General features: G+C 68.5%; 25 protein-coding genes and 1 riboswitch. Of the genes, 16 read left to right on the top strand and 9 right to left on the bottom strand.

The annotated features are described in order from the left end of the window. Positions 1 to 2 precede the first annotated feature (2 nt). Together AC1DJH_RS15515 and AC1DJH_RS15510 are read left to right on the top strand one after the other, a co-directional pair. The gene (locus tag AC1DJH_RS15515; protein WP_478186248.1) at positions 3 to 1,520 is read left to right on the top strand and encodes an AMP-binding protein; all 1,518 of its coding nucleotides are present in this window, start codon (positions 3 to 5) and stop codon (positions 1,518 to 1,520) included. Further along, positions 1,517 to 2,314 carry a TSUP family transporter gene (locus tag AC1DJH_RS15510; RefSeq protein ID WP_478186247.1) on the top strand — a complete coding sequence of 266 codons (798 nt, stop codon included), beginning with the start codon at positions 1,517 to 1,519 and terminating at the stop codon, positions 2,312 to 2,314. Before AC1DJH_RS15515 ends, AC1DJH_RS15510 begins: the two co-directional genes overlap by 4 nt. A 36-nt stretch (positions 2,315 to 2,350) precedes the next feature. On the opposite strand, the gene AC1DJH_RS15505 is transcribed toward AC1DJH_RS15510, so the two are convergent. Beyond that, complete coding sequence (locus tag AC1DJH_RS15505; RefSeq protein ID WP_478186246.1) at positions 2,351 to 3,562, bottom strand: DUF2252 domain-containing protein; 1,212 nt, start codon at positions 3,560 to 3,562, stop codon at positions 2,351 to 2,353. 174 nt (positions 3,563 to 3,736) lie between these two features. Between AC1DJH_RS15505 and AC1DJH_RS15500 the strand changes: the two genes are divergently transcribed. Continuing rightward, on the top strand, positions 3,737 to 4,063 hold the full coding sequence (locus AC1DJH_RS15500) for a hypothetical protein (RefSeq protein ID WP_478186245.1): 327 nt from the start codon (positions 3,737 to 3,739) through the stop codon (positions 4,061 to 4,063). Between the two features lie 151 nt (positions 4,064 to 4,214). Beyond that, on the top strand, positions 4,215 to 4,658 hold the full coding sequence (locus AC1DJH_RS15495) for a hypothetical protein (RefSeq protein WP_478186244.1): 444 nt from the start codon (positions 4,215 to 4,217) through the stop codon (positions 4,656 to 4,658). A gap of 34 nt (positions 4,659 to 4,692) precedes the next feature. On the opposite strand, the gene AC1DJH_RS15490 is transcribed toward AC1DJH_RS15495, so the two are convergent. Beyond that, positions 4,693 to 5,493, bottom strand: a complete 801-nt coding sequence (locus AC1DJH_RS15490) for an IclR family transcriptional regulator (RefSeq protein ID WP_478186243.1) — start codon at positions 5,491 to 5,493, stop codon at positions 4,693 to 4,695. 114 nt (positions 5,494 to 5,607) lie between these two features. Here AC1DJH_RS15490 and AC1DJH_RS15485 point away from each other — a divergent pair, with 114 nt between their 5' ends. After that, entirely contained in the window at positions 5,608 to 7,233 is a 1,626-nt protein-coding gene (locus AC1DJH_RS15485; RefSeq protein ID WP_478186242.1) for a GMC family oxidoreductase, read from the top strand. Between the two features lie 56 nt (positions 7,234 to 7,289). After that, the gene (locus AC1DJH_RS15480; RefSeq protein ID WP_478186241.1) at positions 7,290 to 8,603 is read left to right on the top strand and encodes an MFS transporter; all 1,314 of its coding nucleotides are present in this window, start codon (positions 7,290 to 7,292) and stop codon (positions 8,601 to 8,603) included. On the opposite strand, the gene AC1DJH_RS15475 is transcribed toward AC1DJH_RS15480, so the two are convergent. The 5 genes from AC1DJH_RS15475 to AC1DJH_RS15455 form a co-directional block, all read right to left on the bottom strand. Then, positions 8,595 to 9,605, bottom strand: coding sequence for an alpha/beta fold hydrolase (locus AC1DJH_RS15475; RefSeq protein WP_478186240.1), 1,011 nt, complete (start codon positions 9,603 to 9,605; stop codon positions 8,595 to 8,597). The two genes, AC1DJH_RS15480 and AC1DJH_RS15475, sit on opposite strands and share 9 nt — an antisense overlap. A gap of 7 nt (positions 9,606 to 9,612) precedes the next feature. Then, positions 9,613 to 10,059, bottom strand: coding sequence for a hypothetical protein (locus AC1DJH_RS15470; RefSeq protein ID WP_472115435.1), 447 nt, complete (start codon positions 10,057 to 10,059; stop codon positions 9,613 to 9,615). A 140-nt stretch (positions 10,060 to 10,199) separates the two neighbouring features. Then, positions 10,200 to 10,859 (bottom strand): DUF6134 family protein, encoded by a 660-nt coding sequence (locus AC1DJH_RS15465; RefSeq protein WP_478186239.1) that lies wholly within the window; start codon positions 10,857 to 10,859, stop codon positions 10,200 to 10,202. Further along, on the bottom strand, positions 10,856 to 11,656 hold the full coding sequence (locus AC1DJH_RS15460; RefSeq protein ID WP_478186238.1) for a DUF1295 domain-containing protein: 801 nt from the start codon (positions 11,654 to 11,656) through the stop codon (positions 10,856 to 10,858). The genes AC1DJH_RS15465 and AC1DJH_RS15460 overlap by 4 nt, the downstream gene beginning before the upstream one ends. Then, on the bottom strand, positions 11,653 to 12,696 hold the full coding sequence (locus AC1DJH_RS15455) for an SAM-dependent methyltransferase (RefSeq protein WP_472115444.1): 1,044 nt from the start codon (positions 12,694 to 12,696) through the stop codon (positions 11,653 to 11,655). The genes AC1DJH_RS15460 and AC1DJH_RS15455 overlap by 4 nt, the downstream gene beginning before the upstream one ends. 175 nt (positions 12,697 to 12,871) lie before the next feature. Between AC1DJH_RS15455 and AC1DJH_RS15450 the strand changes: the two genes are divergently transcribed. The 9 genes from AC1DJH_RS15450 to AC1DJH_RS15410 all read left to right on the top strand — a co-directional run bounded on the left by AC1DJH_RS15450 (position 12,872) and on the right by AC1DJH_RS15410 (position 21,428). Further along, on the top strand, positions 12,872 to 14,104 hold the full coding sequence (locus tag AC1DJH_RS15450) for a SpoIIE family protein phosphatase (protein WP_478186237.1): 1,233 nt from the start codon (positions 12,872 to 12,874) through the stop codon (positions 14,102 to 14,104). A 15-nt stretch (positions 14,105 to 14,119) separates the two neighbouring features. After that, complete coding sequence (locus AC1DJH_RS15445; RefSeq protein WP_478186236.1) at positions 14,120 to 14,692, top strand: SiaB family protein kinase; 573 nt, start codon at positions 14,120 to 14,122, stop codon at positions 14,690 to 14,692. A 35-nt stretch (positions 14,693 to 14,727) separates the two neighbouring features. Continuing rightward, complete coding sequence (locus AC1DJH_RS15440; protein WP_435439141.1) at positions 14,728 to 15,117, top strand: DUF1987 domain-containing protein; 390 nt, start codon at positions 14,728 to 14,730, stop codon at positions 15,115 to 15,117. Then, positions 15,118 to 15,876, top strand: a complete 759-nt coding sequence (locus AC1DJH_RS15435; RefSeq protein ID WP_435439142.1) for a GGDEF domain-containing protein — start codon at positions 15,118 to 15,120, stop codon at positions 15,874 to 15,876. Continuing rightward, positions 15,873 to 17,768 carry a putative bifunctional diguanylate cyclase/phosphodiesterase gene (locus AC1DJH_RS15430; protein ID WP_478186235.1) on the top strand — a complete coding sequence of 632 codons (1,896 nt, stop codon included), beginning with the start codon at positions 15,873 to 15,875 and terminating at the stop codon, positions 17,766 to 17,768. The genes AC1DJH_RS15435 and AC1DJH_RS15430 overlap by 4 nt, the downstream gene beginning before the upstream one ends. A 23-nt stretch (positions 17,769 to 17,791) precedes the next feature. Further along, positions 17,792 to 17,863: riboswitch (Fluoride riboswitch) on the top strand. Positions 17,864 to 17,955: 92 nt separating this feature from the next. Continuing rightward, positions 17,956 to 19,278, top strand: coding sequence for a voltage-gated chloride channel family protein (locus AC1DJH_RS15425; protein WP_478186234.1), 1,323 nt, complete (start codon positions 17,956 to 17,958; stop codon positions 19,276 to 19,278). A gap of 84 nt (positions 19,279 to 19,362) precedes the next feature. Then, positions 19,363 to 20,898: a cryptochrome/photolyase family protein gene (locus AC1DJH_RS15420; protein WP_478186233.1), complete on the top strand. Its 1,536-nt coding sequence runs from the start codon at positions 19,363 to 19,365 to the stop codon at positions 20,896 to 20,898. Positions 20,899 to 20,909: 11 nt separating this feature from the next. Continuing rightward, positions 20,910 to 21,185: a DUF3253 domain-containing protein gene (locus tag AC1DJH_RS15415; RefSeq protein ID WP_478186232.1), complete on the top strand. Its 276-nt coding sequence runs from the start codon at positions 20,910 to 20,912 to the stop codon at positions 21,183 to 21,185. Positions 21,186 to 21,227: 42 nt separating this feature from the next. Next, positions 21,228 to 21,428 (top strand): hypothetical protein, encoded by a 201-nt coding sequence (locus tag AC1DJH_RS15410; RefSeq protein ID WP_478186231.1) that lies wholly within the window; start codon positions 21,228 to 21,230, stop codon positions 21,426 to 21,428. Between the two features lie 171 nt (positions 21,429 to 21,599). Here AC1DJH_RS15410 and AC1DJH_RS15405 read toward each other — a convergent pair whose 3' ends face one another. After that, positions 21,600 to 21,896 carry a hypothetical protein gene (locus AC1DJH_RS15405; protein ID WP_478186230.1) on the bottom strand — a complete coding sequence of 99 codons (297 nt, stop codon included), beginning with the start codon at positions 21,894 to 21,896 and terminating at the stop codon, positions 21,600 to 21,602. 347 nt (positions 21,897 to 22,243) lie between these two features. On the opposite strand from AC1DJH_RS15405, the gene AC1DJH_RS15400 reads away from it, so the two are divergent. After that, positions 22,244 to 23,272 carry a LysR family transcriptional regulator gene (locus AC1DJH_RS15400; protein ID WP_478186229.1) on the top strand — a complete coding sequence of 343 codons (1,029 nt, stop codon included), beginning with the start codon at positions 22,244 to 22,246 and terminating at the stop codon, positions 23,270 to 23,272. On the opposite strand, the gene AC1DJH_RS15395 is transcribed toward AC1DJH_RS15400, so the two are convergent. Further along, positions 23,190 to 24,047 carry an ABC transporter permease subunit gene (locus tag AC1DJH_RS15395; RefSeq protein ID WP_472116132.1) on the bottom strand — a complete coding sequence of 286 codons (858 nt, stop codon included), beginning with the start codon at positions 24,045 to 24,047 and terminating at the stop codon, positions 23,190 to 23,192. The genes AC1DJH_RS15400 and AC1DJH_RS15395 overlap by 83 nt on opposite strands. Between the last annotated feature and the right edge of the window lie 19 nt (positions 24,048 to 24,066).

Here is a 24,066-nt window from a genome sequence, read left to right as displayed (position 1 = left end):
GCATGGCGGCGCCGGCCCTCACCGTTCACGCGTTGATCGAGCAGCAGGCGCTTCGCCAGCCGCACGCGGTGTATGCGCGCGCCACCGAGTCGGAGCGGCATCTCGGCTACGGTGAGCTCGCGCGCGCGTGCCGCCGCGTTGCCGCGGTGCTGGAGGGGCATGGCATGCAGGCGGGAGACACCGTCTCGGTCGTCATGCCCAACGGCCTGCAGACCCTGCGGGTGCTGCTGGGTGCGATGCATGGCGGCTTCTGCGTGAACCCCGTCAACCTGCTGTCGCAGCCCGAGCAGATGCGCTACGTGCTCGCGCATTCCGACTGCCGCGTGGTCTGCGTCGCGCCCGAATGGGAAGCGCGCGTGCGCGAGATCGTGCACGGCTTCGGCCGGCCGGTGAAGGTGATCGTGGCCGACCCCGAAGGCGATGCCTTGCCGGACGAAGAAGAGATGGCGCAGGCGGCGTCGCCGCCTTCTCCCGACGCCGTCGCGTTGCTGATGTACACCTCGGGCACCACCGGCATGCCAAAGGGCGTGATGCTCACGCAGCGCAACCTCGCGGCCAATGCGCACGCCATCAGCGCCGAGCACGCGCTGCAGCCGTCGGACCGGGTGCTCGCGGTGCTGCCGCTGTATCACATCAACGCCTTTGCTGTGACCATGCTCGCGCCGCTGGCGCACGGCGGCAGCCTGGCGATGCCGCCGAGGTTCTCGGCCGGCCGCTTCTGGGCGCAGGCCACGCGCGCGCAGTGCAGCTGGATCAACGTGGTGCCCACCATGATCTCGTACCTGCTCGAAGGTGCGAAGCCGCCGCTGGCGCAGACGCTGGGCATTCGCTTCTGCCGCTCGGCCTCGGCCGCGCTGCCGCCCGAGCACCACCGCGCCTTCGAGCAGATGTTCGGCATCGGCATCGTCGAGACCATGGGGCTCACCGAAACCGCCGCGCCCTCGTTCTCCAACCCGATGGACCCGGCCGCGCGCAAGCTCGGCTCGGTGGGGCGCGCCTCGGGCTGCATGGCCGGCGTGGTCGACGCGAAGCTGGCGGCCGTGCCCGACGGCGTGACCGGCGAGCTCGTGATCCGCGGGCCCCAGGTGATGCTGGGCTACTACAAGAACGAGGCAGCCACCCGCGCCGCCTTCACGCCCGACGGCTGGCTGCGCACCGGCGACCTGGGCCACCGCGACGCGGACGGTTTTTTCTTCGTCACCGGCCGCATCAAGGAACTGATCATCAAGGGCGGCGAGAACATCGCGCCGCGCGAGATCGACGAGGCGCTGCTGCGCCACCCCGCCGTGCGCGAAGCCGCCGCCGTGGGTGTGCCCGACCGCCACTACGGCCAGGAGATCGGCGTGTGCATCGTGCTGCGCGAAGGCTGCGCCTGCACCGAGGAAGAGCTGCGCGCGTTCAGCGCCGCCGCGCTCGGCCGCTACAAGGCGCCCGGCCACTACCGCTTCGTGCGCGACCTGCCGCGCGGGCCTTCCGGAAAGGTGCAGCGCCTGAAGCTGCTGCCGCTGTTCGAGGCATGACGGCGGCCGAACTGCTGGTGCCGCCGCTGGCCCCGGCCACGCTGGCCTACAGCCTGTGCGTGGTGTTCGCGGCCGGCATCGTGCGCGGCTTCGCGGGCTTCGGCTTCTCGGCCATCACGGTGGCCGGCATGTCGCTGGTGGTGTCGCCCGCGCTGGTGGTGCCCGCGATCTTCATGCTGGAGATTGTTGCGAGCCTGAGCCAGCTGCGCGGCATTGCGCGCGACATCGACATGCCGTGGCTGAGCTGGCTGATGCTGGGCAACCTGGTCTGCATTCCGCTGGGCGTGGCGCTCCTCGCCTGGCTGCCCGAGACGCCGCTGCGCCTGCTGATCGGTGTGCTGCTGATGGCGGCCGCGCTGCTGCTGCGCGCGGGCGCACACCTCACGCTGGTGCCCACGCGCGGCGTGCGGCTGGCCGCGGGCCTGGCGTCGGGGTTCATCAACGGCGTGGCGGCCATCGGCGGCATTGCGATCGCGGTGCTGCTGAGCACCGCGAAGATGGCGCCGGCGGCATTGCGCGCCACGCTCATTGCGCTGCTGCTGTTCAGCGACGTGGTGTCGCTGGTTTGCGCGGCGCTCATGCCCTCGCCGGCGTATGCCTCCGGCAACCTCATCGGGCCGGACACGCTCAAGTGGGCGCTGTGGCTCGCACCGGCAATGCTCGCGGGCATCTGTTACGGGCAGCGCTCGTTCAAGGGTGTGTCGCCGGCGCAGTTCAGGCGGCATGTGCTGAACCTGCTGATCGCGCTGGCGACGGTCAGCGTGGTGCGGGCGCTGGCCAGCGGGTGGGCTTGAGCCTCTGCGCCGGCCCCGAGCCGAGCGCCGGTCCGCTCAGGGGGCCATTGCCCCCGCATCGAAAGCCGCGCTGTAGGTCTTCCAGTCTTTCTCGACCTGCGCGGCGCATTCGTGGGCGGCCTCGAGCAGGTCGTTGCGCCACGACTTGGCCGAGCCCCCGAAATCGACCAGCGCGTCGGCAACGGCCGAGCCCTGCCGGCCCGCGCTGCGCAGCTGCGCCCACGCCACGAGCTGCCCCATCTCGCCGATCACGCCGCGAATCTGCGCGAGGCTGTTGCGGCGGGCATCGAGGCTCACCCGGTCTTCGCTCGGCTGCAGGCCGCGCAGCACATAGGAAGCAGACGTGGCCTTGGCCCCCACGATGGGGTGCAGGAACGCCATCGACGCCGCCTGCATGCGCTGCTGCAGTCCCACCACGCGGTGCGCCTGCGACGGCCACGCGGGCTGCTTCAGCGCGAGGTGCGGCGCGAGCGAAGACGGCAGCGCCTGCTTCAGGTCGAGCAGGTAGTTGCCGTCGGGCGAGCCCTTGCCTTCCACCAGCACGATGTAGCGCTCGACCCCCAGGCTGCCGGTGCCCGCGATGCGCCGCGCCACGTCGAGCACCTTGAAGAAGCCGGGCTTGTCCTGCGAGGCCGCGAAGGTGTCGATGAGCGCGGTTACCTTCGCACGCGCGTCGTCGCTCACGCTCAGCGCGTGCTTGCCGTCGCAGCGAATGACACGGCCGCGCCCCTTCCTGTCGGTGCGCCGGTCGAGAAAGGCCGGCCGCGTGCGCGCCTTGAGGGTGTCCAGCAGTTGCCCGATCAGCCCGTCCGCGGTGTCGCGCTCCACCCAGCGGGCCTTGCCGGGCACCAGCGCGGCCGCATAGGCATCGAGGAAGGTCTTGCACAAGGCATCGGCGTCGCCGGCCGCGCACAGGCTGTCGCCCGCCACCAGGATGCTCGACAGGAAGCGCACCAGCTCCCAGGTGACGGGCGCCAGCGCCGCCTCGTCGAAGTCGTTGAGGTCGAAGTACACGAGCCGGTTGTCGCCCTTGTAGCTGCCGAAGTTCTCCAGGTGCGCGTCGCCGCAGAGCCAGCCCGCCGGCGCCTTGGTGAAGAGCGCATCGTCCGGCAGGCGGTCGTAGAAGAGATGGCAGGTGCCCCGCAGGAACACGAAGGCGTTGCTGCGCAGGTTGGCGTACTTCATCGCCAGGCGCTCGGGGTCGCGGCCTGCGTTGAAGTTGCGGATGGCGTCGACGACTTTCGGCATGGGCTCCCCTTGCGCCGCACGCGCACGGCGCGCAGTGCATGGCTGGGAGATTGTGGGCCACGACGGCGCGGGGTACGGCCCGTCCGGCCCGGCTTGACGGCGCAAGCCTACAAGGTCCGGCGCGGGGACGCCCTAGATTGCTCCATCCTCACCGTTACGCCGCCCCAAGAAACCATGCCCGAAGAACGCAACCCCGATCTGGCCGCCTGGATCGCCGCAGAGACGGCCGCCTACTCTGCCATTCATGCGCTCCACCAGCGAACGCAAGGCGGGCGCTTCGCGCCGCCGGACCACCGCATCGAACCGATCGCCCGGTTGCGCAAGGAAGCCGACGTTCGTTTTGCCAGCCTGTGGGGTGCCCTTGGCGCATCCGTTCAAGCCTGCGAGCCTGCTTCTGCGACGCGATCCGCGCATGCCACCCCGGCCATGTCTCCCGCAGCTCGCGCTCGACGGCCCGAAGGCCTGAGGGCCGCGGCAAGCCACCCGACGTCGGCGCCGTAAAGAGAAGGTTCTACTGGGGCGAAGCGACGTCTTTTCGCCCCGCATTCAGCCTGTATATTCGCCCGGCCATCAAGGCACGAGGGCGCTGCCCGCCAAGCGAAAAAAGCGGCGGACGGCAGCGCCTAATCAAAAGAAATCCAGGGTGAATCATATGCAGAAAAACACCGGCAGGCTCGCTGCCTTTCTTCCCGCGCTCCCGTTGATCGTTGCGGCCTCCCTGTGGCACGGCAACGCGCAGGCCGACAACGCCGCGCCCGTGCTGAGCTACGGCAAGCTCGTCGAGGCGTACAAGGCCAACCCCAAGGAGGCGGCGGCAAAGTACACGCAGAAGCGCCTGGCATTCAGTGGCCGCGTGATGCGCATGGGCAGCAGCGCGGAGACCACCTATTTCGGCGCGGTGGCCGACGACGGCGCGCAGTTCGACACGCAGTTCGAGGTGAGCGACCAGGAGGCCCTGAAGCCGAAGTTCAAGGACCAGAAGCTGACCCCGTTCCAGCCATCGTCGAGCATCGTGTTCGACTGCCTCAACGAAGGCTTCCTGGCCACCGCGCTGGTGCCTTCGCCCAAGCTCACGCAGTGCCGTCTGGTGAAGTAGCTGTTTCCGCGGGCAGGCGGCGCGGCGCGGCTGCTCAGAGCAGCGTGCTCATCTTGCCCGCGGCGGTCTTCAATGCATCGATGCGCGTCAAGGCGTCGGCCATCGACATGCGCGCCGTCGGCGCATGCACCGCCAGCGCGGCGCGCACCGCGCCTTCGGCGTCCCGCACGGGAACGGCCACCGCCACCAGCCCGGCAATGAACTCTTCGCGGTCGCACGCGTAGCCGCGCTTCGCGGTGGCCTCGCATTCGGCGCGCAAGGCATCGACCGTCGTCAGCGTGTTGGCGGTCATGCGCTCCAGCGGCAGGCTGTCGACGAGCGCGTCGCGCTCTTTCTTCGGCATCAGCGCCAGGAACAGCTTGCCGCTGGCCGTGCAGTGCAACGGCACGTGCGAGCCCACGTCCAGCGTGAGGCGCAGCGGCCATTGCGCTTCGACGCGGTCGAGGTAGAGCACCCCTGCGCCGTCGAGCGTGGTGAGGTTGCAGGTTTCTCCCACCTCGCGCACCAGTTCCGACAGCACCTCGTGCCGCAGGCCGCGCACCACGCCGTGGTTGAGCGTGTCGAAGGCCAGCTTGCGCAGCGCCGGGCCGACGCTGAAGGAGCGCTCGTCCACGTCGCGCGCCAGGAAGCCGGTGGCCAGCAACTGCGTGCAGATGCGGTGCGCGGTGCCCTTGGGCAGGCCGAGTTGCGCGGCCAGTTCGGCCAGCGTGAGGGCGCGGCCTTCGTTGGCCAGCAACGCCAGCAGGCGCAGGCTGCGCTCGGCGGAAGAACCGGAACCGGGCTCCGGCTCCACGGGGGACATCACGGCGGCAGCGGCTCTCGCGGGACGGGGCATGCGGGTAAACCTTAAAAGTGGAACATTGCGTTCCGAAAATCATTGGCCTAGGATGCGGCCGAGCCCTGCGATTGTTCCACTCCCTCACCACAGGATCCCTCCGGACCTCGCCGAATGCCTGACCAAGAGTTCGACTACATCGTCGTCGGCGCCGGCTCCGCCGGCTGCGTGCTGGCCGCCCGGCTCAGCGAAGACCCGGCCGTGCGCGTGCTGCTGCTCGAAGCCGGTCCGGCCGACCGCTCGCTGTGGATCCACCTGCCCATCGGCTACGGCAAGACGATGTGGAGCCCCATCTACAACTGGCGCTTCGAAACCGACCCCGACCCCAACATGAACGGCCGGCGCATCTACTGGCCGCGCGGCAAGACGCTGGGCGGCTCGAGCGCCATCAACGGGCTGATCTACATCCGCGGCCAGCGCGAGGATTACGACCACTGGGCCGCGCTCGGCAACGCCGGCTGGGGCTACGACGACGTGCTGCCCTACTTCATCAAGTCCGAGGGCAACCAGCGCGGCGGCGACGCCTTCCATGGCGGGAGCGGGCCGCTGAAGGTGTCCGACATCGCCGCGAAGCACGAGCTGATCGAGGCCTTCATCGGCGGCGCCGAACAGACCGGCGTGCCCCGCACCCGCGACTTCAACGGCGCCGCGCAGGAAGGCGCGGGCTACTACCAGCTGACCACGCACAAGGGCTGGCGCTGCAGCACGGCCACGGCCTACCTGACGCCGGCCGTGAAGCGCCGCCCCAACCTGCGCATCGAGACCGAGGCGCTGGCCGGCAAGCTGGTGTTCGAAGGCAAGCGCGCCGCCGGCGTCACCTACCGCCAGGGCGGCGAACTCAGGACCGCGCGCTGCCGCGCCGAGGTGCTGCTCTCGGCCGGCTCGATCCAGTCGCCGCAACTGCTGCAGCTCTCGGGCATCGGGCCGCGCGCGCTGCTCGAGCGCGTGGGCGTTGCGCTGCGCCACGACCTGCCCGGGGTGGGCGAGAACCTGCAGGACCACCTGCAGATCCGCCTGGGCTACGAGTGCGCCAAGCCCATCACCACCAACGACCAGCTCAACTCCTGGTTCGGCCAGATGGGCATGGGCATGGAATGGCTGCTGCACCGCACCGGCCCGCTGGCCGTAGGCATCAACCAGGGCGGCTGCTTCATGCGCGCGCTGAAGGGCGCCGACGGCAAGCCCGTGGCGGCCACGCCCGACATCCAGTTCCATGTGGCCACGCTCTCGGCCGACATGGCGGGCGGCAAGGTGCATCCGTACTCGGGCTTCACCATGTCGGTGTGCCAGCTGCGGCCCGAGTCGCGCGGGCACATCCGCATTCGCTCGCTCGACGTGGCCGAGCCGCCCGAGATGCAGCCCAACTACCTGGCCACCGAGCTCGACCGCGCGACCACCGTGGCCGGCGTGAAGGCGGCCCGCGCCATCGCCGATGCACCCGCGATGCGGCCCTACGTGAAGCGCGAGGTCAAGCCCGGCCCCGCCGCGGCCAGCGACGAAGACCTGCTCGAGTTCTGCCGCAACAACGGCGCCACCATCTTCCACCCCACCGGCACCTGCCGCATGGGCAGCGACCCGCTCGCCGTGGTCGACGCGCGCCTGCGCGTGCACGGCATCGCGGGCCTGCGCGTGATCGACTGCTCGGCCATGCCCACGCTGGTGTCGGGCAACACCAACGCCCCCGCCGTGATGATGGCCGAGAAGGCCGTCGACCTGATCAGAGAGGACGCCAGGCAATAGCAGCACCCGAAGGCCCGAAGAGGCCATTCAGACAACAACGCATTGGAGACAAACACATGAGCGCAACCGACGAAAAAGCGATTCGCAGGGTGGTCATCTCGGCCCTGGTGGGAGCCACCATCGAGTGGTACGACTTCTTCCTGTACGGCGTGGTGGCCGGCATCGTGTTCAGCAAGCTGTACTTCCCGGGCAGCGACCCGGTGGTGTCGGTCCTGCTGGCCTACACCACCTTTGCGGTGGGCTTCGTCACGCGGCCATTGGGCGGCGTGATCTTCGGCCACTTCGGCGACAAGATCGGCCGCAAGAGCATGCTGATCATCACGCTGATGATCATGGGCGTGGCCACCTTCCTGATCGGGCTGGTGCCCACCTATGCGCAGATCGGCGTCGCCGCACCCATCCTGCTGCTGCTGCTTCGCATTGCACAGGGCATCGGCCTGGGCGGCGAATGGGGCGGCGCGGTGCTCATGGCGTACGAGTACGCACCGAAGGAAAAGCGCGGCTTCTATGCCTCGCTGCCGCAGATCGGGCTGGCCATCGGGCTGTGCCTGGCCTCGGGCGTGGTGGCGCTGCTGTCGTCGCTGCTGACCGACGCGCAGTTCATGGCCTGGGGCTGGCGCATCGCCTTTCTCATCTCCGGCATGATGGTGCTGGTGGGCATGTACATCCGCCTGCACGTGCAGGAAACGCCCGAGTTCGCGGCCGTGAAGGCGCGCAACGCCGAGCTGCGCATTCCGTTCATGGACATGATCCGGCGCTACCCGGGCAATGTGCTGAAGGGCATGGGCGCGCGCTACATCGACGGCGTGTTCTTCAACATCTTCGGCGTGTTCTCCATCAACTACCTTACGAGCACGCTCAAGATCAGCCGCACCGACGCGCTGCTGGGCGTGATGGCCGCGGCGGTGGTGATGATCTTCTTCATTCCCTTCTTCGGCCGGCTGTCCGACAGGATCGGGCGGCCCAAGGTGTACATGTGGGGGTCGATCGTCACGGCGGTGTCGGCCTTTCCGGGCTTCTGGCTCATGACGCACAGCGGGGGCAACGTGCTGCTGGTGTGGCTCGCGATCATCGTGCCCTTCGGCATCCTGTATGCGTCGGTGTACGGGCCGGAGGCGGCGCTGTTCTGCGACCTGTTCGACGCGAAGGTGCGCTACACGGGCATCAGCTTCGTCTACCAGTTCTCGGGCATCTTCGCCTCGGGCATCACGCCCATCATCGCGACCGCGCTGCTCAAGTCGGGCGCGGGCGAGCCGTGGCAGATCTGCATGTACGTGCTGTTCGCGGGTGCCGTGTCTGCCCTGTGCGCGTGGCTGATCGGGCGCTCGCCGTCGCCGGCCGACGCGCCGCAGGCCTCGGCCTCACGGTGAGGCCACGGCGGGGGCGGCCGCGCGCACCTGCCGCACCACGGACAGCACCGCATCGACCACCGCCTCGGGGTCGTCGAACTGGATGTCGTGCCCCGCGCCGGGCAGCAGGCGGTGCGTGCCGCGCGTGGACCAGCTGGCAATGTCGTCGTGCATCTGCTTCCACAGCGCCTGCACCTGCGTTCCCTGCCCGGGCGTGATCTTCATGCCGCGCAGTTCGCCCTCGACATAGGGCGCCATCGCCGTGAGCACCACCAGCGGGCGGTTGCCCAGGTTGCGAAAGGCGCCCGCCTCGGCCAGCGTGCGGTCGGTCGCGTCGCCCTCGGCCCACTGCGTGCGGAACGACTGCGGTGCAAAGGCACGAACCGCCTGCAGGTCGTGCGCCGTCTGGTTCGGCGCCTGCGGCAGCAGCACCGGTGCCGCCGCACGCAAGAGGCCCGACCACCCCAGGCTCATGAGGATGCGCGAACGCAGCGAGCGCGACTCCGTCATGTAGTTCGCCACGCGCGCCACCTGGTCCGGATGCGAGGGGTCGACCAGCACCAGCCCCGCCACCTCGGCGCCGAAGTACCGCGTGAAGGTGACGGCATAAGGTCCGCCGATCGACTGGCCCACCAACACGAACGGGCCGTGTTCGCCGGCGCCGGTCAATGCGGCATGCAGGTCCTGCGCAACCTGCTTCGCAGTGGAAGGCGCATCCGAAGGGTCGCTCCACATCAACCCCGCGCGGCTGTAGGCGCAGGCGCGCGTGTGCGCGGCCACCTTCGGCTGCACGGCCGACCAGCTCAGCGCGCCGTCGACGCTCTGCCCCGCCTCGAACACCACGGTGGGCGAGCCCGAGCCCCGGCAATCCAGCTGGATGCGCCGCCCGCCGATGTCGACCATGCGCCCGGGCGGCGGAAAGTCGCGCGCGGCGCGGTAGCGGCCGGCCTGCTCGTACACCACGCCCAGCAGCACGGCCAGCGCCAGAACGGCCACGGCGCCCAGGGCGATGCGCGCGGTCACCGGCGCATCACACCGGCGGGAACTGGAAGATCAGCTCCTGCAGCATCGAATGCACCAGTTCGGGCGACCAGAACGGGTCCAGCGTCTTGTCGCCGTGCGCCGGAATGCCGTTTCTCCAGCAGCGCCACGTGGCGTGGACTTCGCCGCTTTCGATGTCGCCGGTAAAGACCACCGCGTTGAGCCGCCCGCCCTGGGCGCCCCAGCGAAAGCCCACATGCGGGTGCGCGTCGCGGCTGAGGCCTTCTTCCCGGTCGACGTAGCACTCGGCCGCGTCGCCGAGCTTGGCCGCAAAGTATTCGGCGAACTCGCAAAAGACGGGATAGGCCAGGTCGTTGAGCCGTTGCGACATGCGCCGCGCCCGCCGGGCCCGGTCGGCCACGTCCGCGTCCTGGCGAGGCTCGAGGAGCCTTGCGTCGAAGTAGCTGTCGAGCAGCTGGAATTTCGAACCGTTCATCGCTTCCCTTTCGGCACTGCAGATGGTCTGCTGCCCTTGCTTATAAGTACCAGAGCTGAACGCAGCCTGTCTGTGCGCGCCGCCGGGGCATTCCAAGGCCGGAACCATGGAATAGTTCACAAAGTACAACCAATGCACACCTACTTGAGCCGATAACTGAGCTTTCGGTTCCCGCTGACCATGGAATCGAGCCCCAGCCATTCGCCCTGCTGCGAATACCAGACGTCGATGGGTTGCGCGTCGGTCGCAATGCGCCATCGCGTGGCGGCCACCTGCTGGCCGCGCACCTCGACCGTGCCGCTGCCGGCGCGGCTGACCTTCACCGCCTCGAACTTGCCGCTCTGCGCATTCAGCAGCTTGTCCTGCGTGCGGATGGCCGGGTTCCAGTAGGCGAAGCTCATCACGCAGCCTTCGAGCGACTGCGTGCCCTTGGGCGTGGTCACGGCCAGCGCGTTGTCGCCGGCCGCCTCGGCGTTCACCCGCTCGGGGGTGCCGTCGTCGTCGGTCTTCGAGCTCAGGCGCTTGAGGCAGTCGCCGCGCCACATCTCGGTGGCGTTGTGCTGGTAGCGGTACACCGTCACGCCCAGCAGCTTGACCGCGAAGCGCGCCTCGCTGGTGAGCTTGCGCTCGTCGCCGGAGGTGGCCAGCGCGAAGCGGTGCTCGCCGATGGGCGCATCGTCCAGCAGCACGCGAAACTCCCATTCGCCACCGGCGGGCCCGGCGGCCGAGGCGGTGGCCGCCCCATTCGAGAGTGCGGCCAGTGCGGCCACCACGAGGACCCGGTGCTTGTTGTTTCTCATGACGCCTTGTGGTTGCCGCGCACCGGCCCCGGAAGAAAGGCATTGGTGCGCGCGATGTAGTCGCGGTACGCCGGGCGGCGCTCGCCGATGTCGCCTTCGAGCATGCGCACGCCCGACACCTTCAGCAGCAGCCAGGTCATCAGCAGCGGCGACACCACGCTCCACGCGCCGCCCCAGCCCGCCCCGCCCATGGCCATGAGCCACAGCCCCCACCAGACGCAGGTTTCGCCGAAGTAGTTGGGGTGGCGGGTGTAGCGCCACAGGCCGCGGTCCATCACCTGCCCCTTGCTCTTCGGATCGGCCTTGAAGCGCGCCATCTGCGCGTCGCCGATCGCCTCGAAGAAGGTGCCGAACAGCGCCAGCGCGATGCCCAGCGCGTCGAGCGCGCCCAGCGCACGCGGCGCCGCCATGCCCGGCAGGAACGGCGCGGACACGACCCAGGCGAGCACCGCCTGCAGCGCGAACACCAGGTACAGGCTCTTGAAGCCGAAATTCGGCTGGTTGCGCGCGCGGATCGCCTGGTAGCGCCGGTCTTCCCCGTGCCCCCAGTTGCGCCAGGTGATGTAGAGGCACAGCCGCACCGCCCACGCCGCGCCGATCACCGCCATGCACAGGCCGCGCACCGTCTGCACCGGCAGCAGACCGAAATAGACCAGCCCCGCACCCACGATGCACAGGGGCCACATGCGGTCGATCAGGCTGGCGTCGTGGCGGACCAGGCTGGCCACCCAGGTCAGGAACGCGAGCGATGCGGTCAGTGCCAGGCCGGCCAGGGCCACTTCCATGGAACCGCTCATGCGCGGCGCTCGAACAGGTAATGGCTCACCCACCAGCGCTGGCCGTTGTCAAAGCCGAACAACTCGGCCACCGACATGAAGAACAGCCGCCAGCGCGTCCACCAGATGTTCGCGTCGGCGCCGTAGGTGGCCTGGAACAGCGGGCGCAGCGTGTCGCGGCGCTCGTCCATGTTGCGCAGCCAGGCCTCGGCCGTGCGCTGGTAGTGGCTGCCTTCCCAGCGCCAGCGGCGCAGCAGGCGCAGGTCGTCCTGGCAGTGCAGCGCCAGGTCGTCGCTGGGCATCATGCCGCCGGAGAAGAAGTACTTGCTCATCCAGTCGCTGGGGTCGCGCACCTCGAAGGGGTACGGCGCCTCCCGGTGGGCGAACACGTGCATGAAGAACTTGCCGCCCGGCTTGAGCCAGCGCGCCACGTTGGCAAAGGCCTGCGGCCAGTTGCGCAGGTGCTCGAACATCTCGACCGACACCACGCGGTCGAAGCGCTGGTCGGTGTCGAACACGTTGATGTCGCGGGTCAGCACGCGCACATTGCGCAGGCCGCGCTGGGCCGCTTGCGCCTCGATGTATTCACGCTGCGAATTGGAGTTGGACAGCGCGGTGATCCGGCTGTTCGGGTAGTGCGCCGCCATCCACAGCGTGAGCGAGCCCCAGCCGCAACCCAGCTCCATCACGTCCTGCCCGTCGGCCAGGCCGGCCCGTTCGCAGGTGGCGGCCAGCGCGGCGGACTCGGCCTCTTCCAGCGTCTGCGTGCCTTCGGGCCAGTAGCAGCTGCTGTATTTGCGGTGGTTTCCCAGCACTTCGCCGAAGAAGGCGGCCGGAACTTCGTAATGCTGTTCGTTGGCCTTCTCGGGCAGCGGCGCCAGGTTGGCCTTTCCCATCCGGGCGACGAAGTCCTGCGTCAGCTCGGCCACGGCCAGCGCATTGCCCGCCTGCAGCTCGTGGAGCCGGTCTTTCAGCAGGCGGCGAATGCCGCGGCGGACCACGGTGTCGGGCACCAGGCCCTTTTCGACCCAGCGAATGGCGAATGCGATGTCCTGCGGCATGACTGTTCCTCGATAGCGGCACGTCGATGCGCGTGCCATAGGCACCTGTACGCAGCGGTCCTGGTTTTGGATGAGGCGGTTCCATTCTTGGCGCGGCGACACCCCCCTTTTGTCATGCACACGAAATGTTAAAAACATAACATAAGTTCACACTTATTGAACAAATGCAGCCGTCATGCCCGAAACCTCCGAATATTTGAGCGATTTCCGGCCCCGGTTCCGCCAGCCCTGCGCGGGCGATCTCTGCACCACGGTGCCGTGCATGACGACCGAGGAGACGAACGAGAAGGTGATGGACGTCTTCAGCCGGCATCGCGATCTCGTCAGCCTGCCCGTGGTGGAAGGCCAGCAGCCGATCGGCCTGATCAACCGCAACATCTTCCTGTCGCAGATGAGCCAGCCGTTCCGCGTGGAGCTGTATGGCCGCAAGAGCTGCATCGCCTTCATGGACAAGGACCCGTTGATCGTCGATGCGGCGCTCGACCTGGAGTCCCTCACCTTCAAGACCGTGGAATACGGCGAGAAGGCCCTGACCGACGGCTTCATCATCACCCGCGACGGCCAGTTTGCCGGCGTGGGCAACGGCCTGCAGCTCATGCGCGTGGTGGCGGACCTGCAGGTTTCGCGCAACCGCCAGATCATGCACAGCATCGAGTACGCCAGCGTGATCCAGCAGTCCACCTTGCGCAGCTCGCTCGACGCATTGGCGCGCGCCTGCCCCGAGGCCCACCTGGTGTGGGAGCCGCGCGACGTGGTCGGGGGCGACTTCTACCAGTTCAGCACCGAGGCCGACGGCTGGTTCGCCACCGTGGCCGACTGCACGGGGCACGGCGTGCCCGGCGCCTTCATGACGCTGATCGCCTCCACCAGCCTGACCCAGGCCATCGAGCAGCACGGCGCGCGCGACCCCGCGCGGCTGCTGGGCAGCGTCAACCGCAGCATCAAACAGATGCTGGGACAGATGGGCGAACACGACGCAACGCCGGGCTCCGACGACGGCATGGACGCCGCGTGCTTCTGGTTCGAGCCCGCGCACGGCCGGCTGGTGTTCGCCGGCGCGCGGCTGTCGCTGTTCGTGCTGCGCCCCGGCGCCGATGCCGTGGAGGTTGTCGAAGGGCAGCGGAAGGGCGTGGGCTACATGGACAGCGATTTCGACTTCGCCTGGAGCAACCAGGAACTCACGCTGCCCGCGGGCAGCCTCGTCTTCGTGAGCACCGACGGGCTGGTCGACCAGGTCGGCGGCCCGCGCGCCATTGCACTGGGCAAGCGGCGCGTGCGCGAACTGCTGCTCGCGCAGCGCGAGCGCACGGCCGCGCAGATCAACGAGGCCGTGCTCGACACCCTGCGGCTCTGGCAGGGCGAGCACCACCGCCGCGACGACCTGACCTTTTTCTGCTTCCGCACCTGACAGGGGAATCCAACCGTGCCGTTCCCGCAGATCGCCGACAAGTACGGCTCCTTCTTCAACCTGGCGCGCCAGCACCAGGTCATCTTCTACTACGTGGGCTACTTTTCGCAGCACATCGTGGCCGCCATGTCCGACGCCGTGAAGCTGCAGCTCGAGGTGGCCGGCGTGGCCGGGCCGACCCGGCGCAGGCTGTTCTCCTCGTTCGTGGAGATGGCGCAGAACATCATTCATTACTCGGCCGACACGCTGACCGCCACGAGCCTGCAGAGCGGCGAACTGCGCCACGGCTCGGTGTGCATCCGCCGCGAGAGCGACGGCGGCTTTCTGCTGCTGTGCGCCAACCCCGTGGAGCCCGAGATCGCCGATGCGCTGCGCGTGAAGCTGGAAATGCTGCGCAGCATGACGCTGGACGAAATCAAGCAGGCCTACCGCCAGACGCTGCGCGAGGAAACGCCCGAAGGCAGCAAAGGCGCGGGCATGGGACTTCTCACGGTCGCGCGCGACGCACGGGAGCCGCTGGAGTTCGACTTCGACGCCGCCGACAGCGCCGGCGGCGCCCCGGTGTTCTACCTGAAGGCGGCAATCTGATGCGCGCCACGCCCGGCAACGAATCGAGACCACAGATGGAAAACCTCTACATCGCCCCGACGCCCAGTTCGCCCCAGGTGGACTTCAGGTTCGACACCCACACGCTCGGCCTGCGCGGCGAGTCCTACCCCGAGAATGCCGCCGCCTTCTATGGCGAAATCATCGCGCGCCTGAAGGACTACCTGGCCGGGCAGAGCGGCAGCCGCATCGAGGTCAACATTGCCCTGGCCTACTTCAACAGCTCCAGCACCAAGATGCTGTTCAACCTGATTGCAGCGCTCGCCGACGCCGTGGCGGCGGGCAACCGCGTGGCCCTGAACTGGTACCACGACGAGGAAGACGACACCATTCTCGAATTCGGCCAGGAGCTGAGCGAAGACTTTCCGGCGATCGACTTCGCCAGCCATCCGGTGAGGCCCGCCTGAATGGACACCGCAGCCGCCACCGCCGCGCCGCCGGACCTGTTCGATGCCGAGCACCAGGCGCTGCAAGCCGCCCGCGCCGCCTATGAAGACTGCGCTTCGGCGCAGCCCTCCCCCTGCCGCCTGGCCCTGGGCGAACTGCTCACCGTCTACGAGCGGCTGCTGCGCGAAACGCGCCGGCTGGTGCGCCGCAGCGACCGGGCCGAACTCGAGATGAACCAGCTCAACCTGCGCCTGCAGGCGCTGGCGGCCGAGCTCGAGTACCGCGCCACGCACGACCCGCTGACCGGCGTGCTCAACCGGGCGGCCGTCATCGAGCTGGTGAACCGCCATTTCGAGCGCCATGACCTCGCGCTGATCGTGCTGGACATCGACCACTTCAAGCGCATCAACGACAGCTTCGGCCACCCCACGGGCGACCGCGTGATCCAGGGCGTGGTCACCTGCCTGAAGAACGCAGCGCCGGCCACGGCGCAAATCGGCCGCGTGGGCGGCGAGGAATTCACCGTGGTGCTGCCCGGGCCGGGCAGCGACGCCGACGGGCAGGTCGCGCAGGCCCTGCGCCGCGCCATCGAGTGCTTTGCGTTCGACCTGCCCGACGGCAGCAGCGTGACGGCCAGCTTCGGCGTGAGCTGGCTGCCGCACGGCAGCAGCTTCGACGAGGCCTATGGCCTGGCCGACGAAGCCTTGTACGTCGCCAAGCGCGGCGGACGCAACCAGGTGGCGCTCGCATCCGGCCAGGTGCACGCGCAGCCCGCATGAAGCGCGAGACTGATGCGGGCTGGCCGGGGGAAGCCGCCGACCGGCCAGCGCCAGCGCTTGCGCTTGCGCCTGCACTTGCGCCGGACACGGCGCCCGATCCGCGCATGCTCGAGCTCATCGTGCGCTCCAGCGCCTCGCTGCTGGAAGAACCCGACCTGCGCGCCTTCGCCCGCGGCGTCATCGCGCAGTTCACCACCCTGCTGGGCGCCGATGGCGACGGCCTGGCCTGCGCACCGCAAGCACCGCCAGCGAGCGGGCACCGGGTGCTGGCGGCGACCGGCCGCTTCGCTCCCCTGCTCGACCTGCCGCTGGACGCCGTGCACGAGCAGCCGGCGGTGGCGCTGCTGCGCCGCGCGCTGGCATGCGGCTGCAACGTCCACGGCGAGGGCAGCGAAAGCGGCGAGGGCAGCGAAAGCGGCGAAGGCCGCGGGTTGGCTTTGCACATCGGCCGCGAGGGCGAGCAGCCCATGGCCGTCTTCATCGACACCACCGGCCTGCACGGCGCGCTCGACCGGCAGCTGCTGGACGTGCTCTGCCTCCACCTCGGCACCTTGCTGCACCAGCGGGGCCTGATGGAGCGGCTGCATGAATACGCCTACTTCGATCCGCTCGTGCGCCTGCCCAACCGCACCCGTTTCGTCGAGAAGGTGGACGACTGCGCACGGCAAGGCATGCGCGAGCACATCCTGGCGCTGGTCGACATCGACGACTTCAGCGCCGCCAACGACGTCATGGGCCACCGCTTCGGCGACCGCGTGCTGCAGGCGGTGGCGCAGCGCCTGGCCGAGGCCTTGCCGGCCGGCGTGCTGCTCGCCCGCCTGGGCGCGGACACCTTCGGCGTGCTCGGGCCGCTGCAGCAGGTGTCGCCCCAGCAATTGCTGGACTGCGTGCGCCAGCCGCTGGCCGTGGACGGCGTGCCGCACAAGGTGTCGCTGACCTGCGGCTACGTGCTGCTGCCCGAAGACGCGCAGGCCGGCGCCGACCTGGTCAAGGACGCCACCATCGCCCTGAAGCGCGCCAAGCGCGACCACCGGGGCCGGCACCTGCAGTACTCGGCCCACATGGGCGCCGAGGCCCGCGACCGCGCCCTGCTGCTGTCCAGCCTGCGCGCGGCCGTCGACAACGCGCAGCTCTTCCTGGTCTACCAGCCGCAGGTCAACCTGAACACCCATGCGCTGGTGGGCCTGGAGGCCCTGGTGCGCTGGCGTGCCGAAGACGGCAGCCTCATACCGCCGGACCGCTTCATTCCGGTGGCCGAGCATTCGGGCCTGATCGTGGCGCTGGGGCAATGGGTGCTGTCCACCGCCTGCCTGGCCATGCGCGCGCTGCTGGACGCGAACCTCGCGCCGCTGCGCATGGCCGTCAATGTGTCCAGCGTGCAGCTGCAGGACCCGGCGTTCTACGACACCGTGTGCGCGGCGCTGGCGCACAGCCGGCTGCAGGGCCACCACCTGGAACTGGAGATCACCGAGTCCGTGGCCGCGCTGCCCACCGAGCTGCTGGAGTCCACCCTGACGGCCCTGCGGGCCAAGGGCATTTCCATTGCCATCGACGACTTCGGTACCGGCTACTCGTCGCTCAGCTACCTGGAGCGGTTGCCGCTGGACCGCATCAAGATCGATGGCACCTTCGTGCGCCGCCTGGGCGAGGCGCAGGGCGCGCGCATTGCCGAAATGATCGCGCAGCTGGGCCGCAAGCTCGGCCTGCACGTGCTGGCCGAAGGCATCGAGGACGCAGCCGCCCTGCGGGCGTTGCTGGCCATGGACTGCGACGAGGGCCAGGGCTACTACATCGCCCCGCCCATGGACAAGACCGCCCTGCTGCGCTGGCTGCACGAACGCGCTGAAAAGGAAAGGCGCGGGCACTCGCTGGGCATGTCCGATCCTTGCTAGCGAGCGGCGGGGCGGCTAACATCGCCAACCCTGGAGATGGCATTCCTCCATGAACCGCCGCGGCATCGCCCGCAGCTGATGATGCCTGCAGACACCTGATCACATCGCAGGGCTGCAGGCGTTCGCGTTCACACACCGCGTTGCCCTGCCGGTCGATCAGGCCCCTCGTTTTTCGCACCTGATCCACATGACCCGTTTTCGCCGCCCCGAACAGCTCGAGCTCCTGCCCTACATCGGCAAGTGGCTCGTCATCGCCAGCGTCGTCGCCTTGCTGGCCGGCTCCGCCTCCGCCTTCTTCCTTTTCGCCCTCGACTGGGCCACCAACTGGCGCGAGTCGCACCGCCAGGTCGTCTGGCTGCTGCCCCTGGCCGGCTTTGCCGTGGGGTGGATCTACCACCGCCTGGGCAAGCCGGTGGACGCCGGCAACAACCTGCTGATCGACGAGATCCACGACCCGAAGAAGGTCGTGCCGTTGCGCATGGTGCCCCTGGTGCTGGGCGGTACCGTGATCTCGCATCTCTTCGGGGCCTCCGTGGGCCGCGAAGGCACTGCCGTGCAGATGGGCGGCGCGCTGGCCGACCAGCTCACGCACCTGTTCCGCCTGAAGCACGAAGACCGGCGCATCCTGCTCATGGCCGGCATCAGCGCGGGCTTTGCGTCCGTGTTCGGCACACCGCTGGCCGGCGCCATCTTCGGACTGGAAGTGCTGGCCATCGGGCGCATGCGCTACGACGCGCTGTTCCCCTGCATGGTGGCCGCCATCGTGGCCGACCAGGTCGGGCTGGCCTGGGGTGTGCATCACACGCACTATGTCGTCACCGCCGTGGCGCCGGTCGCCTTCTGGAGCGTGGTCGCCATCGTCGCCGCGGGCATCGTGTTCGGCCTGGCCGGGCTGGTGTTCGCCACGGCCACGCACAAGCTCGGCGCGCTGATGAAGCGCCGGGTTGCCTACCCGCCCCTGCGGCCGCTGCTGGGCGGCATCGTCGTTGCAACGGCGGTCTGGGCCGTCGACGGCTACCGCTACATCGGCCTGGGGATTCCGACGATCGTCGAGTCTTTTCAGGCGCCTGTCGCGCCATGGGACTTCCTGGGCAAGCTGGTCTTCACCGTGGCATCGCTGGGCACGGGCTTCAAGGGCGGCGAGGTCACGCCGCTTTTCTACATCGGGGCCACCCTGGGCAACGCGATGGCGCCGCTGCTGCACCTGCCGTTCTCGATGCTGGCCGCCATCGGCTTCGTCGCCGTCTTTGCCGGTGCGGCCAACACGCCGGTCGCCACCATCGTCATGGCCGTGGAACTGTTCGGGCCGGCCATCGGCCCGCTCGCCGCCATCGCGTGCATCGCGAGCTACCTGGTCTCGGGCCACACCGGCATCTATCACGCACAGCGCGTCGGCCACAGCAAGCACCGCCAGGCCTTGCCCGAAGACCTTCGGATCGCGGACGTCGCCGAGTTCCGCCGCGAGCAGGCCGGAGAGAAGAAAGACGCCGCCTCGGAGGGGAACAACTGAAGACCACGCGGACGCGCACTCGCGCGCCCGGGGCTACGATGCGGTGGGTTCGGACATTCCCAGCCCCCACATTCCTACCTCCCCATGCGCAACCTGATCGTGGTCCTCGGCGACCAGCTGAGCCTCACGAGCGTGGCCTTCGAAGGCTTCGATGCCGCGCAAGACCGCGTGTGGATGGCCGAGGTGCCGCAAGAGTCGCAGCATGTGCCCAGCACCAAGATGCGCACCGCGCTCTTCCTGTCGGCCATGCGCCACTTTGCCGAGGCGCTCGCCGCGCGCGGCATGCCCCTCGACTACCTGAAGCTGGGCACCCACCCCTTCGCCTCGCTGGAGGCCGCGTTGACAGACACCTTGTCGCACCACCGCCCCGGCGCGGTCGTGACGGTCGATGCCGGGGAATGGCGCCTCGAACAGGCGATCGCCAAGGTCTGCCAGGCGGCGGACGTGCGGCTGCTGGTGCGGGACGACCTGCACTTCATGGCGTCGCGCGCCGAGTTCGCGGAGCACGCGCAGGGCAAGCAACGCCTGGTGATGGAGGCCTTCTACCGGCGCATGCGCACGAAGCACCATGTGCTGCTGGACGAGGCCGGCCAGCCCGAAGGCGGGCAATGGAACTTCGACCACGACAACCGCGGCGCCTTCGGCCGGAACGGCCCGGGCATGCTGCCCCCGCCGCCCTCGTTCGCGCCGGACGCCATCACGCGCGGGGTGCTGGCCGACGTCGAGGCGCACTTCGGCGACCACTACGGCAGCGCAGCGCAGTTCGACTGGCCGGTGACGCGCGAGCAGGCCCTTGTGGCACTAAACGACTTCATGGCCTGCAGGCTGCAGGACTTCGGGCGTTTTCAGGACGCCATGTGGACCGACGAGCCCTTTCTGTACCACGGGCTCTTGTCGTCCTGCCTGAACCTCAAGCTGCTCGACCCGCGCGAGGTAATCGATGCGGCCGTGGCACGCTGGCGCGCGGGCGCCGTGTCCATCGAGTCGGTGGAAGGCTTCGTGCGGCAGATACTCGGGTGGCGCGAGTTCATGCGGGGGGTGTACTGGTGGCGCATGCCGCAGCTGGCCGAGGCCAACGCGCTCCGCCACCACGCCCCGCTGCCCGACTGGTACTGGACGGGCAAGGTCGGCATGAACTGCATGAAGCAGGCCATCGGCCAGACCTTGCGCACCGGCTATGCGCACCACATCCAGCGCCTGATGGTCACCGGCAACTTCGCGCTCACCTTCGGCGTGGCGCCGGCGCAGGTGCATGCCTGGTACCTGTCGGTGTACGTCGATGCGGTGGAATGGGTCGAGCTGCCCAACACCGTGGGCATGTCGCTTTTTGCCGATGGCGCGCGCTTCGTGACCAAGCCCTATGCGGCGGGCGGCGCCTACATCAAGCGCATGAGCAACTACTGCGACGGCTGCCGCTACAAGCCGGCCACGCGCAGCGGCGAAGGCGCATGCCCGATGACGGTGATGTACTGGGACTTCGTCGCGCGGCACGAGCAGCTGCTGGAGAACAACCCGCGCACGGTCATGATGACCCGCAACCTGCAGCGCTTCAGCGACGAGGAGCGGGCCGCGATACGAAGCACTGCGGATGGCATGCGTGCGCGGCCGGACTCACTTTAGGGCGCACCGCGATGACGAGCGATGTGCCCATGCCTGTGACCGACCCGAAGATCGAGCAGACCATCTTTGCGCTGCTTGAGCGGCGCGATGCATCCGCTTCGATCTGCCCGTCGGAGGTTGCACGCGCGCTGGCGAGCAGCGATGTCGCCTGGCGCGCACTGATGCCTGCCGTGCGGCGAGTGGCGGCGAAGTTGGCGGCGAAGGGCGCGCTGCGGGTCACGCGGGGCGAAGTTGAGGTCGATGCGACGTCCCCGGGGGGACCGGTGCGCTTGCGCCGGCCGAAGTAGCGCGCTCGTCGGTGAGCGAAAAACATTTTGGGGAGACATGCCATGACGAAACAGCCTGAGTTCAAGAGCGATGCCTTCGAGGCCGTTCACGCTTCTGCGAGCGCCTTGCAAAAAGTCGGCGCTATCGACGAGGCCACCCTGCGCGCGTTCGACGAAACCTGCCTCTCCGCTCCTGGAAGACAGGTGTCGGACGGTACCTGCCTGACACCGCCGGCTGCTGCATTGCCAAGCCCTGCTCGGTAAAGACGCAACGCCACGCGCTGGCCGTCGTTTGAGATCACAGCTTGTGATTTCAAAGCCGCTCGGACGACAGCCGGGCCGTGAGCCGGCCGGTGCTTGAGGTCACAGTTTGTGACCTCAACGCCTCTCACTCCTCGGACGAGAGCCGAGACATGAAATCGGCATCGAAGGCCTTCATGTCGCAACGCCTTCGCTCACAGCAACACGCAACGACTGAACCGCAGCATCAGCCGTCTCGATCCGCCGATGCAGTTCCTCATTGACCACCTGCACCAGCGCGCTGAGTTCGGACCGATTCGGGCAGACCTCTTCCGTGTCTTGCACGCGCTGCGGATCGATGAGCTTTTCGATGCACGCATACGCACGCTGCACGACGCGAAGGCTGCCGACGTCGTCGCATGCCTGCAGCGCGAGTGATTCGGCGCGGGCGGTTGCTGAAGAAGATTCGGGGAACGGGGGAACGTAAGCCATGAATGGCCTCCAAGGGTTTCGGTTTGCAAAAACCGACGCACCCGAGGCCAATCGGAGGCGGCGGCTCGACGGGTTGGCCTACCGGGAAACCACTTGCGTGAAACCGGCCGGGCTTGCGCCCGCCCATCGAGCCGCCTAAAAAGGTTGCACGAATGACGAAGCCGCAGACCCTGCGGGTGACTGCGGCTTGCGTCGCAGTGATTTCAGTGGGAGGCCAATCCCGATCACGCCTGTTTTCGGCGCGACGGCGGCAGTATAGCCACGAGGCATCGTCGCCTCAAAGGGGAAACGGGCGATGCCCCGGCGAAAGACCCCGGCATCCCGAAGCTGGAACAATCCGCCCATCCATGGACGGCCTCGATCTCATCAAAACATTCCGCGAAGTCGCGTTCCGACGCAGCTTCTCCCGCGCGGCGATTTCGCTGGGCATGTCCAAAGCCACGGTCAGCCGCTACGTGGCCGAGCTCGAGGAGCGCAGCGGCGTGCGCCTGCTGAACCGCTCCACCCGATCATTGAGCCTGACCGACGCCGGCCAGGTGCTGCTGGACCGCAGCACCGAGCTGGTGGCCATGGCCGAAAACACCCTGAACGACCTGCAGGCCCACGGCTCGCACCCGCGCGGCCGGCTGCGCATGAGCGCACCCAACGGCCTGATCGCGGGCTGGCTGTCGGACGTGATCGCCGGATTCATCCGCCTCTACCCCGACGTGTACGTGAGCCTGGTGTTCACCAACCGCGACATCGACCTGATCGAGGAAGGCATCGACATCCACCTGACCGGCGGGCGCATCGACGACATGAACCTGATCGTGCGCCGGCTGGTGCAGTACGACATGGTGGTGTGCGCCACGCCGGCCTACTGGGCCCAGCGCGGCATGCCGCAGGTGCCCGCGGACCTGGGCCGCCACGAGATGCTGAGCTATTCGTCGATGCCCACCACGCACCTGCCCTTCGAGACCGACGGCAAGCCGCACGACGTGACGGTGCACAGCCGCATGGAAGCCAACGACGCCGTGGCACTGATCGAGCTGGCGCTGCGCGGCGTGGGCGTGGCCTACGTGCCCGAGCCGCTGGCGCAGTCGCACCTGGAGCGCGGCGCGCTGGTGCCGGTGCTGCGAGAGCACATGCCGCGCGACCACTGGCTGTACGCGGCCTACTCGCAGCGCCGCCACAACAGCGCGGCGATGCGCGCGATGCTCGACTTTCTGGAGCAGTCGATGGTGCCGGCCGGCCAGACGATGCCGACCTTGCCGCCCGCATTGCAGGTGTCGCCGCTTGCGCCGACCCCTGCGCCTACATGCGCCCTTTCCAAGGCACCAGCCGCCGCTCGAGCCATCGCATCAGCAGGTCGAACAGGTACGCCACCACGCCAATGACGATGATGCCCATGATGACGATGTCGGTGCGCAGGAAGTTCGACGCGTTCAGCACCATCTGACCCAACCCCATGCTGGCCGCCACCATTTCGGCGGCCACCAGCGTGGTCCAGCCGAAGCCGATGGCAATGCGCATGCCCACCAGGATGTCGGGCAGCGCCGACGGCAATATCACGTGGCGAATCACCTGCATGTAGCTGGCGCCCATGGAGTAGGCCGCGTTGATCTGCTCCTGCGACGCACTGCGCATGCCCGAGCGCGCGGCCAGTGCCAGCGGCGCGAAGCAGCTCAGGAAGATCAGCAGCACCTTGGGCAGCTCGTCGATGCCGAACCAGATGATGATGAGCGGCAGGTACGCCAGCGGCGGCAGCGGCCGGTAGAACTCCAGCGGCGGATCGAAAATGCCGCGCCAGAAGCGGCTCATGCCCATGGCAATGCCCACCGGAATGGCGGTGGCGCAGGCCAGGAAGAAGGCCGAGAACACGCGGAACATGCTGGCCAGAAAGTGCTGCCACAGCGGCTTGTCGTTGGCCTGGCCGGTCAGGTATTCGTAGAACTGCTGGAACACGGCCTGCGGCGTGGGCAGGAACAGCGGCTTGACCCAGCCCATGTTCGTGACCAGGAACCACAGCGCGATCAGCACGGTCACGGTCACCACGCTGATGACCACGCTGGAGCCCTCGCCCGGCACCTTGAAGGCGCTGGTCTTGAGCTTGGTGCCGGCTGCCTGCGCCGAAGATTCGGGCGATGCCGCGGGCTTGGAGGGTGGCGTCATGGCAGCGTTGACCACGCGG

This window comes from Variovorax sp. 10N412, from assembly GCF_056394985.1.
The sequence above is the reverse complement of the archived record's forward strand: the minus strand, read 5'-3'. Positions and strand labels throughout refer to the sequence as shown.

Coding starts and splice junctions, on each gene's coding strand:
- AC1DJH_RS15515 (WP_478186248.1), top strand. CDS start 3: ATGGCGGCGCCGGCCCTCACCGTTCACGCGTTGATCGAGCAGCAGGCG.
- AC1DJH_RS15510 (WP_478186247.1), top strand. CDS start 1,517: ATGACGGCGGCCGAACTGCTGGTGCCGCCGCTGGCCCCGGCCACGCTG.
- AC1DJH_RS15505 (WP_478186246.1), bottom strand. CDS start 3,562: ATGCCGAAAGTCGTCGACGCCATCCGCAACTTCAACGCAGGCCGCGAC.
- AC1DJH_RS15500 (WP_478186245.1), top strand. CDS start 3,737: ATGCCCGAAGAACGCAACCCCGATCTGGCCGCCTGGATCGCCGCAGAG.
- AC1DJH_RS15495 (WP_478186244.1), top strand. CDS start 4,215: ATGCAGAAAAACACCGGCAGGCTCGCTGCCTTTCTTCCCGCGCTCCCG.
- AC1DJH_RS15490 (WP_478186243.1), bottom strand. CDS start 5,493: ATGCCCCGTCCCGCGAGAGCCGCTGCCGCCGTGATGTCCCCCGTGGAG.
- AC1DJH_RS15485 (WP_478186242.1), top strand. CDS start 5,608: ATGCCTGACCAAGAGTTCGACTACATCGTCGTCGGCGCCGGCTCCGCC.
- AC1DJH_RS15480 (WP_478186241.1), top strand. CDS start 7,290: ATGAGCGCAACCGACGAAAAAGCGATTCGCAGGGTGGTCATCTCGGCC.
- AC1DJH_RS15470 (WP_472115435.1), bottom strand. CDS start 10,059: ATGAACGGTTCGAAATTCCAGCTGCTCGACAGCTACTTCGACGCAAGG.
- AC1DJH_RS15465 (WP_478186239.1), bottom strand. CDS start 10,859: ATGAGAAACAACAAGCACCGGGTCCTCGTGGTGGCCGCACTGGCCGCA.
- AC1DJH_RS15460 (WP_478186238.1), bottom strand. CDS start 11,656: ATGAGCGGTTCCATGGAAGTGGCCCTGGCCGGCCTGGCACTGACCGCA.
- AC1DJH_RS15455 (WP_472115444.1), bottom strand. CDS start 12,696: ATGCCGCAGGACATCGCATTCGCCATTCGCTGGGTCGAAAAGGGCCTG.
- AC1DJH_RS15450 (WP_478186237.1), top strand. CDS start 12,872: ATGCCCGAAACCTCCGAATATTTGAGCGATTTCCGGCCCCGGTTCCGC.
- AC1DJH_RS15440 (WP_435439141.1), top strand. CDS start 14,728: ATGGAAAACCTCTACATCGCCCCGACGCCCAGTTCGCCCCAGGTGGAC.
- AC1DJH_RS15435 (WP_435439142.1), top strand. CDS start 15,118: ATGGACACCGCAGCCGCCACCGCCGCGCCGCCGGACCTGTTCGATGCC.
- AC1DJH_RS15430 (WP_478186235.1), top strand. CDS start 15,873: ATGAAGCGCGAGACTGATGCGGGCTGGCCGGGGGAAGCCGCCGACCGG.
- AC1DJH_RS15425 (WP_478186234.1), top strand. CDS start 17,956: ATGACCCGTTTTCGCCGCCCCGAACAGCTCGAGCTCCTGCCCTACATC.
- AC1DJH_RS15420 (WP_478186233.1), top strand. CDS start 19,363: ATGCGCAACCTGATCGTGGTCCTCGGCGACCAGCTGAGCCTCACGAGC.
- AC1DJH_RS15415 (WP_478186232.1), top strand. CDS start 20,910: ATGACGAGCGATGTGCCCATGCCTGTGACCGACCCGAAGATCGAGCAG.
- AC1DJH_RS15410 (WP_478186231.1), top strand. CDS start 21,228: ATGACGAAACAGCCTGAGTTCAAGAGCGATGCCTTCGAGGCCGTTCAC.
- AC1DJH_RS15405 (WP_478186230.1), bottom strand. CDS start 21,896: ATGGCTTACGTTCCCCCGTTCCCCGAATCTTCTTCAGCAACCGCCCGC.
- AC1DJH_RS15400 (WP_478186229.1), top strand. CDS start 22,244: ATGGACGGCCTCGATCTCATCAAAACATTCCGCGAAGTCGCGTTCCGA.
- AC1DJH_RS15395 (WP_472116132.1), bottom strand. CDS start 24,047: ATGACGCCACCCTCCAAGCCCGCGGCATCGCCCGAATCTTCGGCGCAG.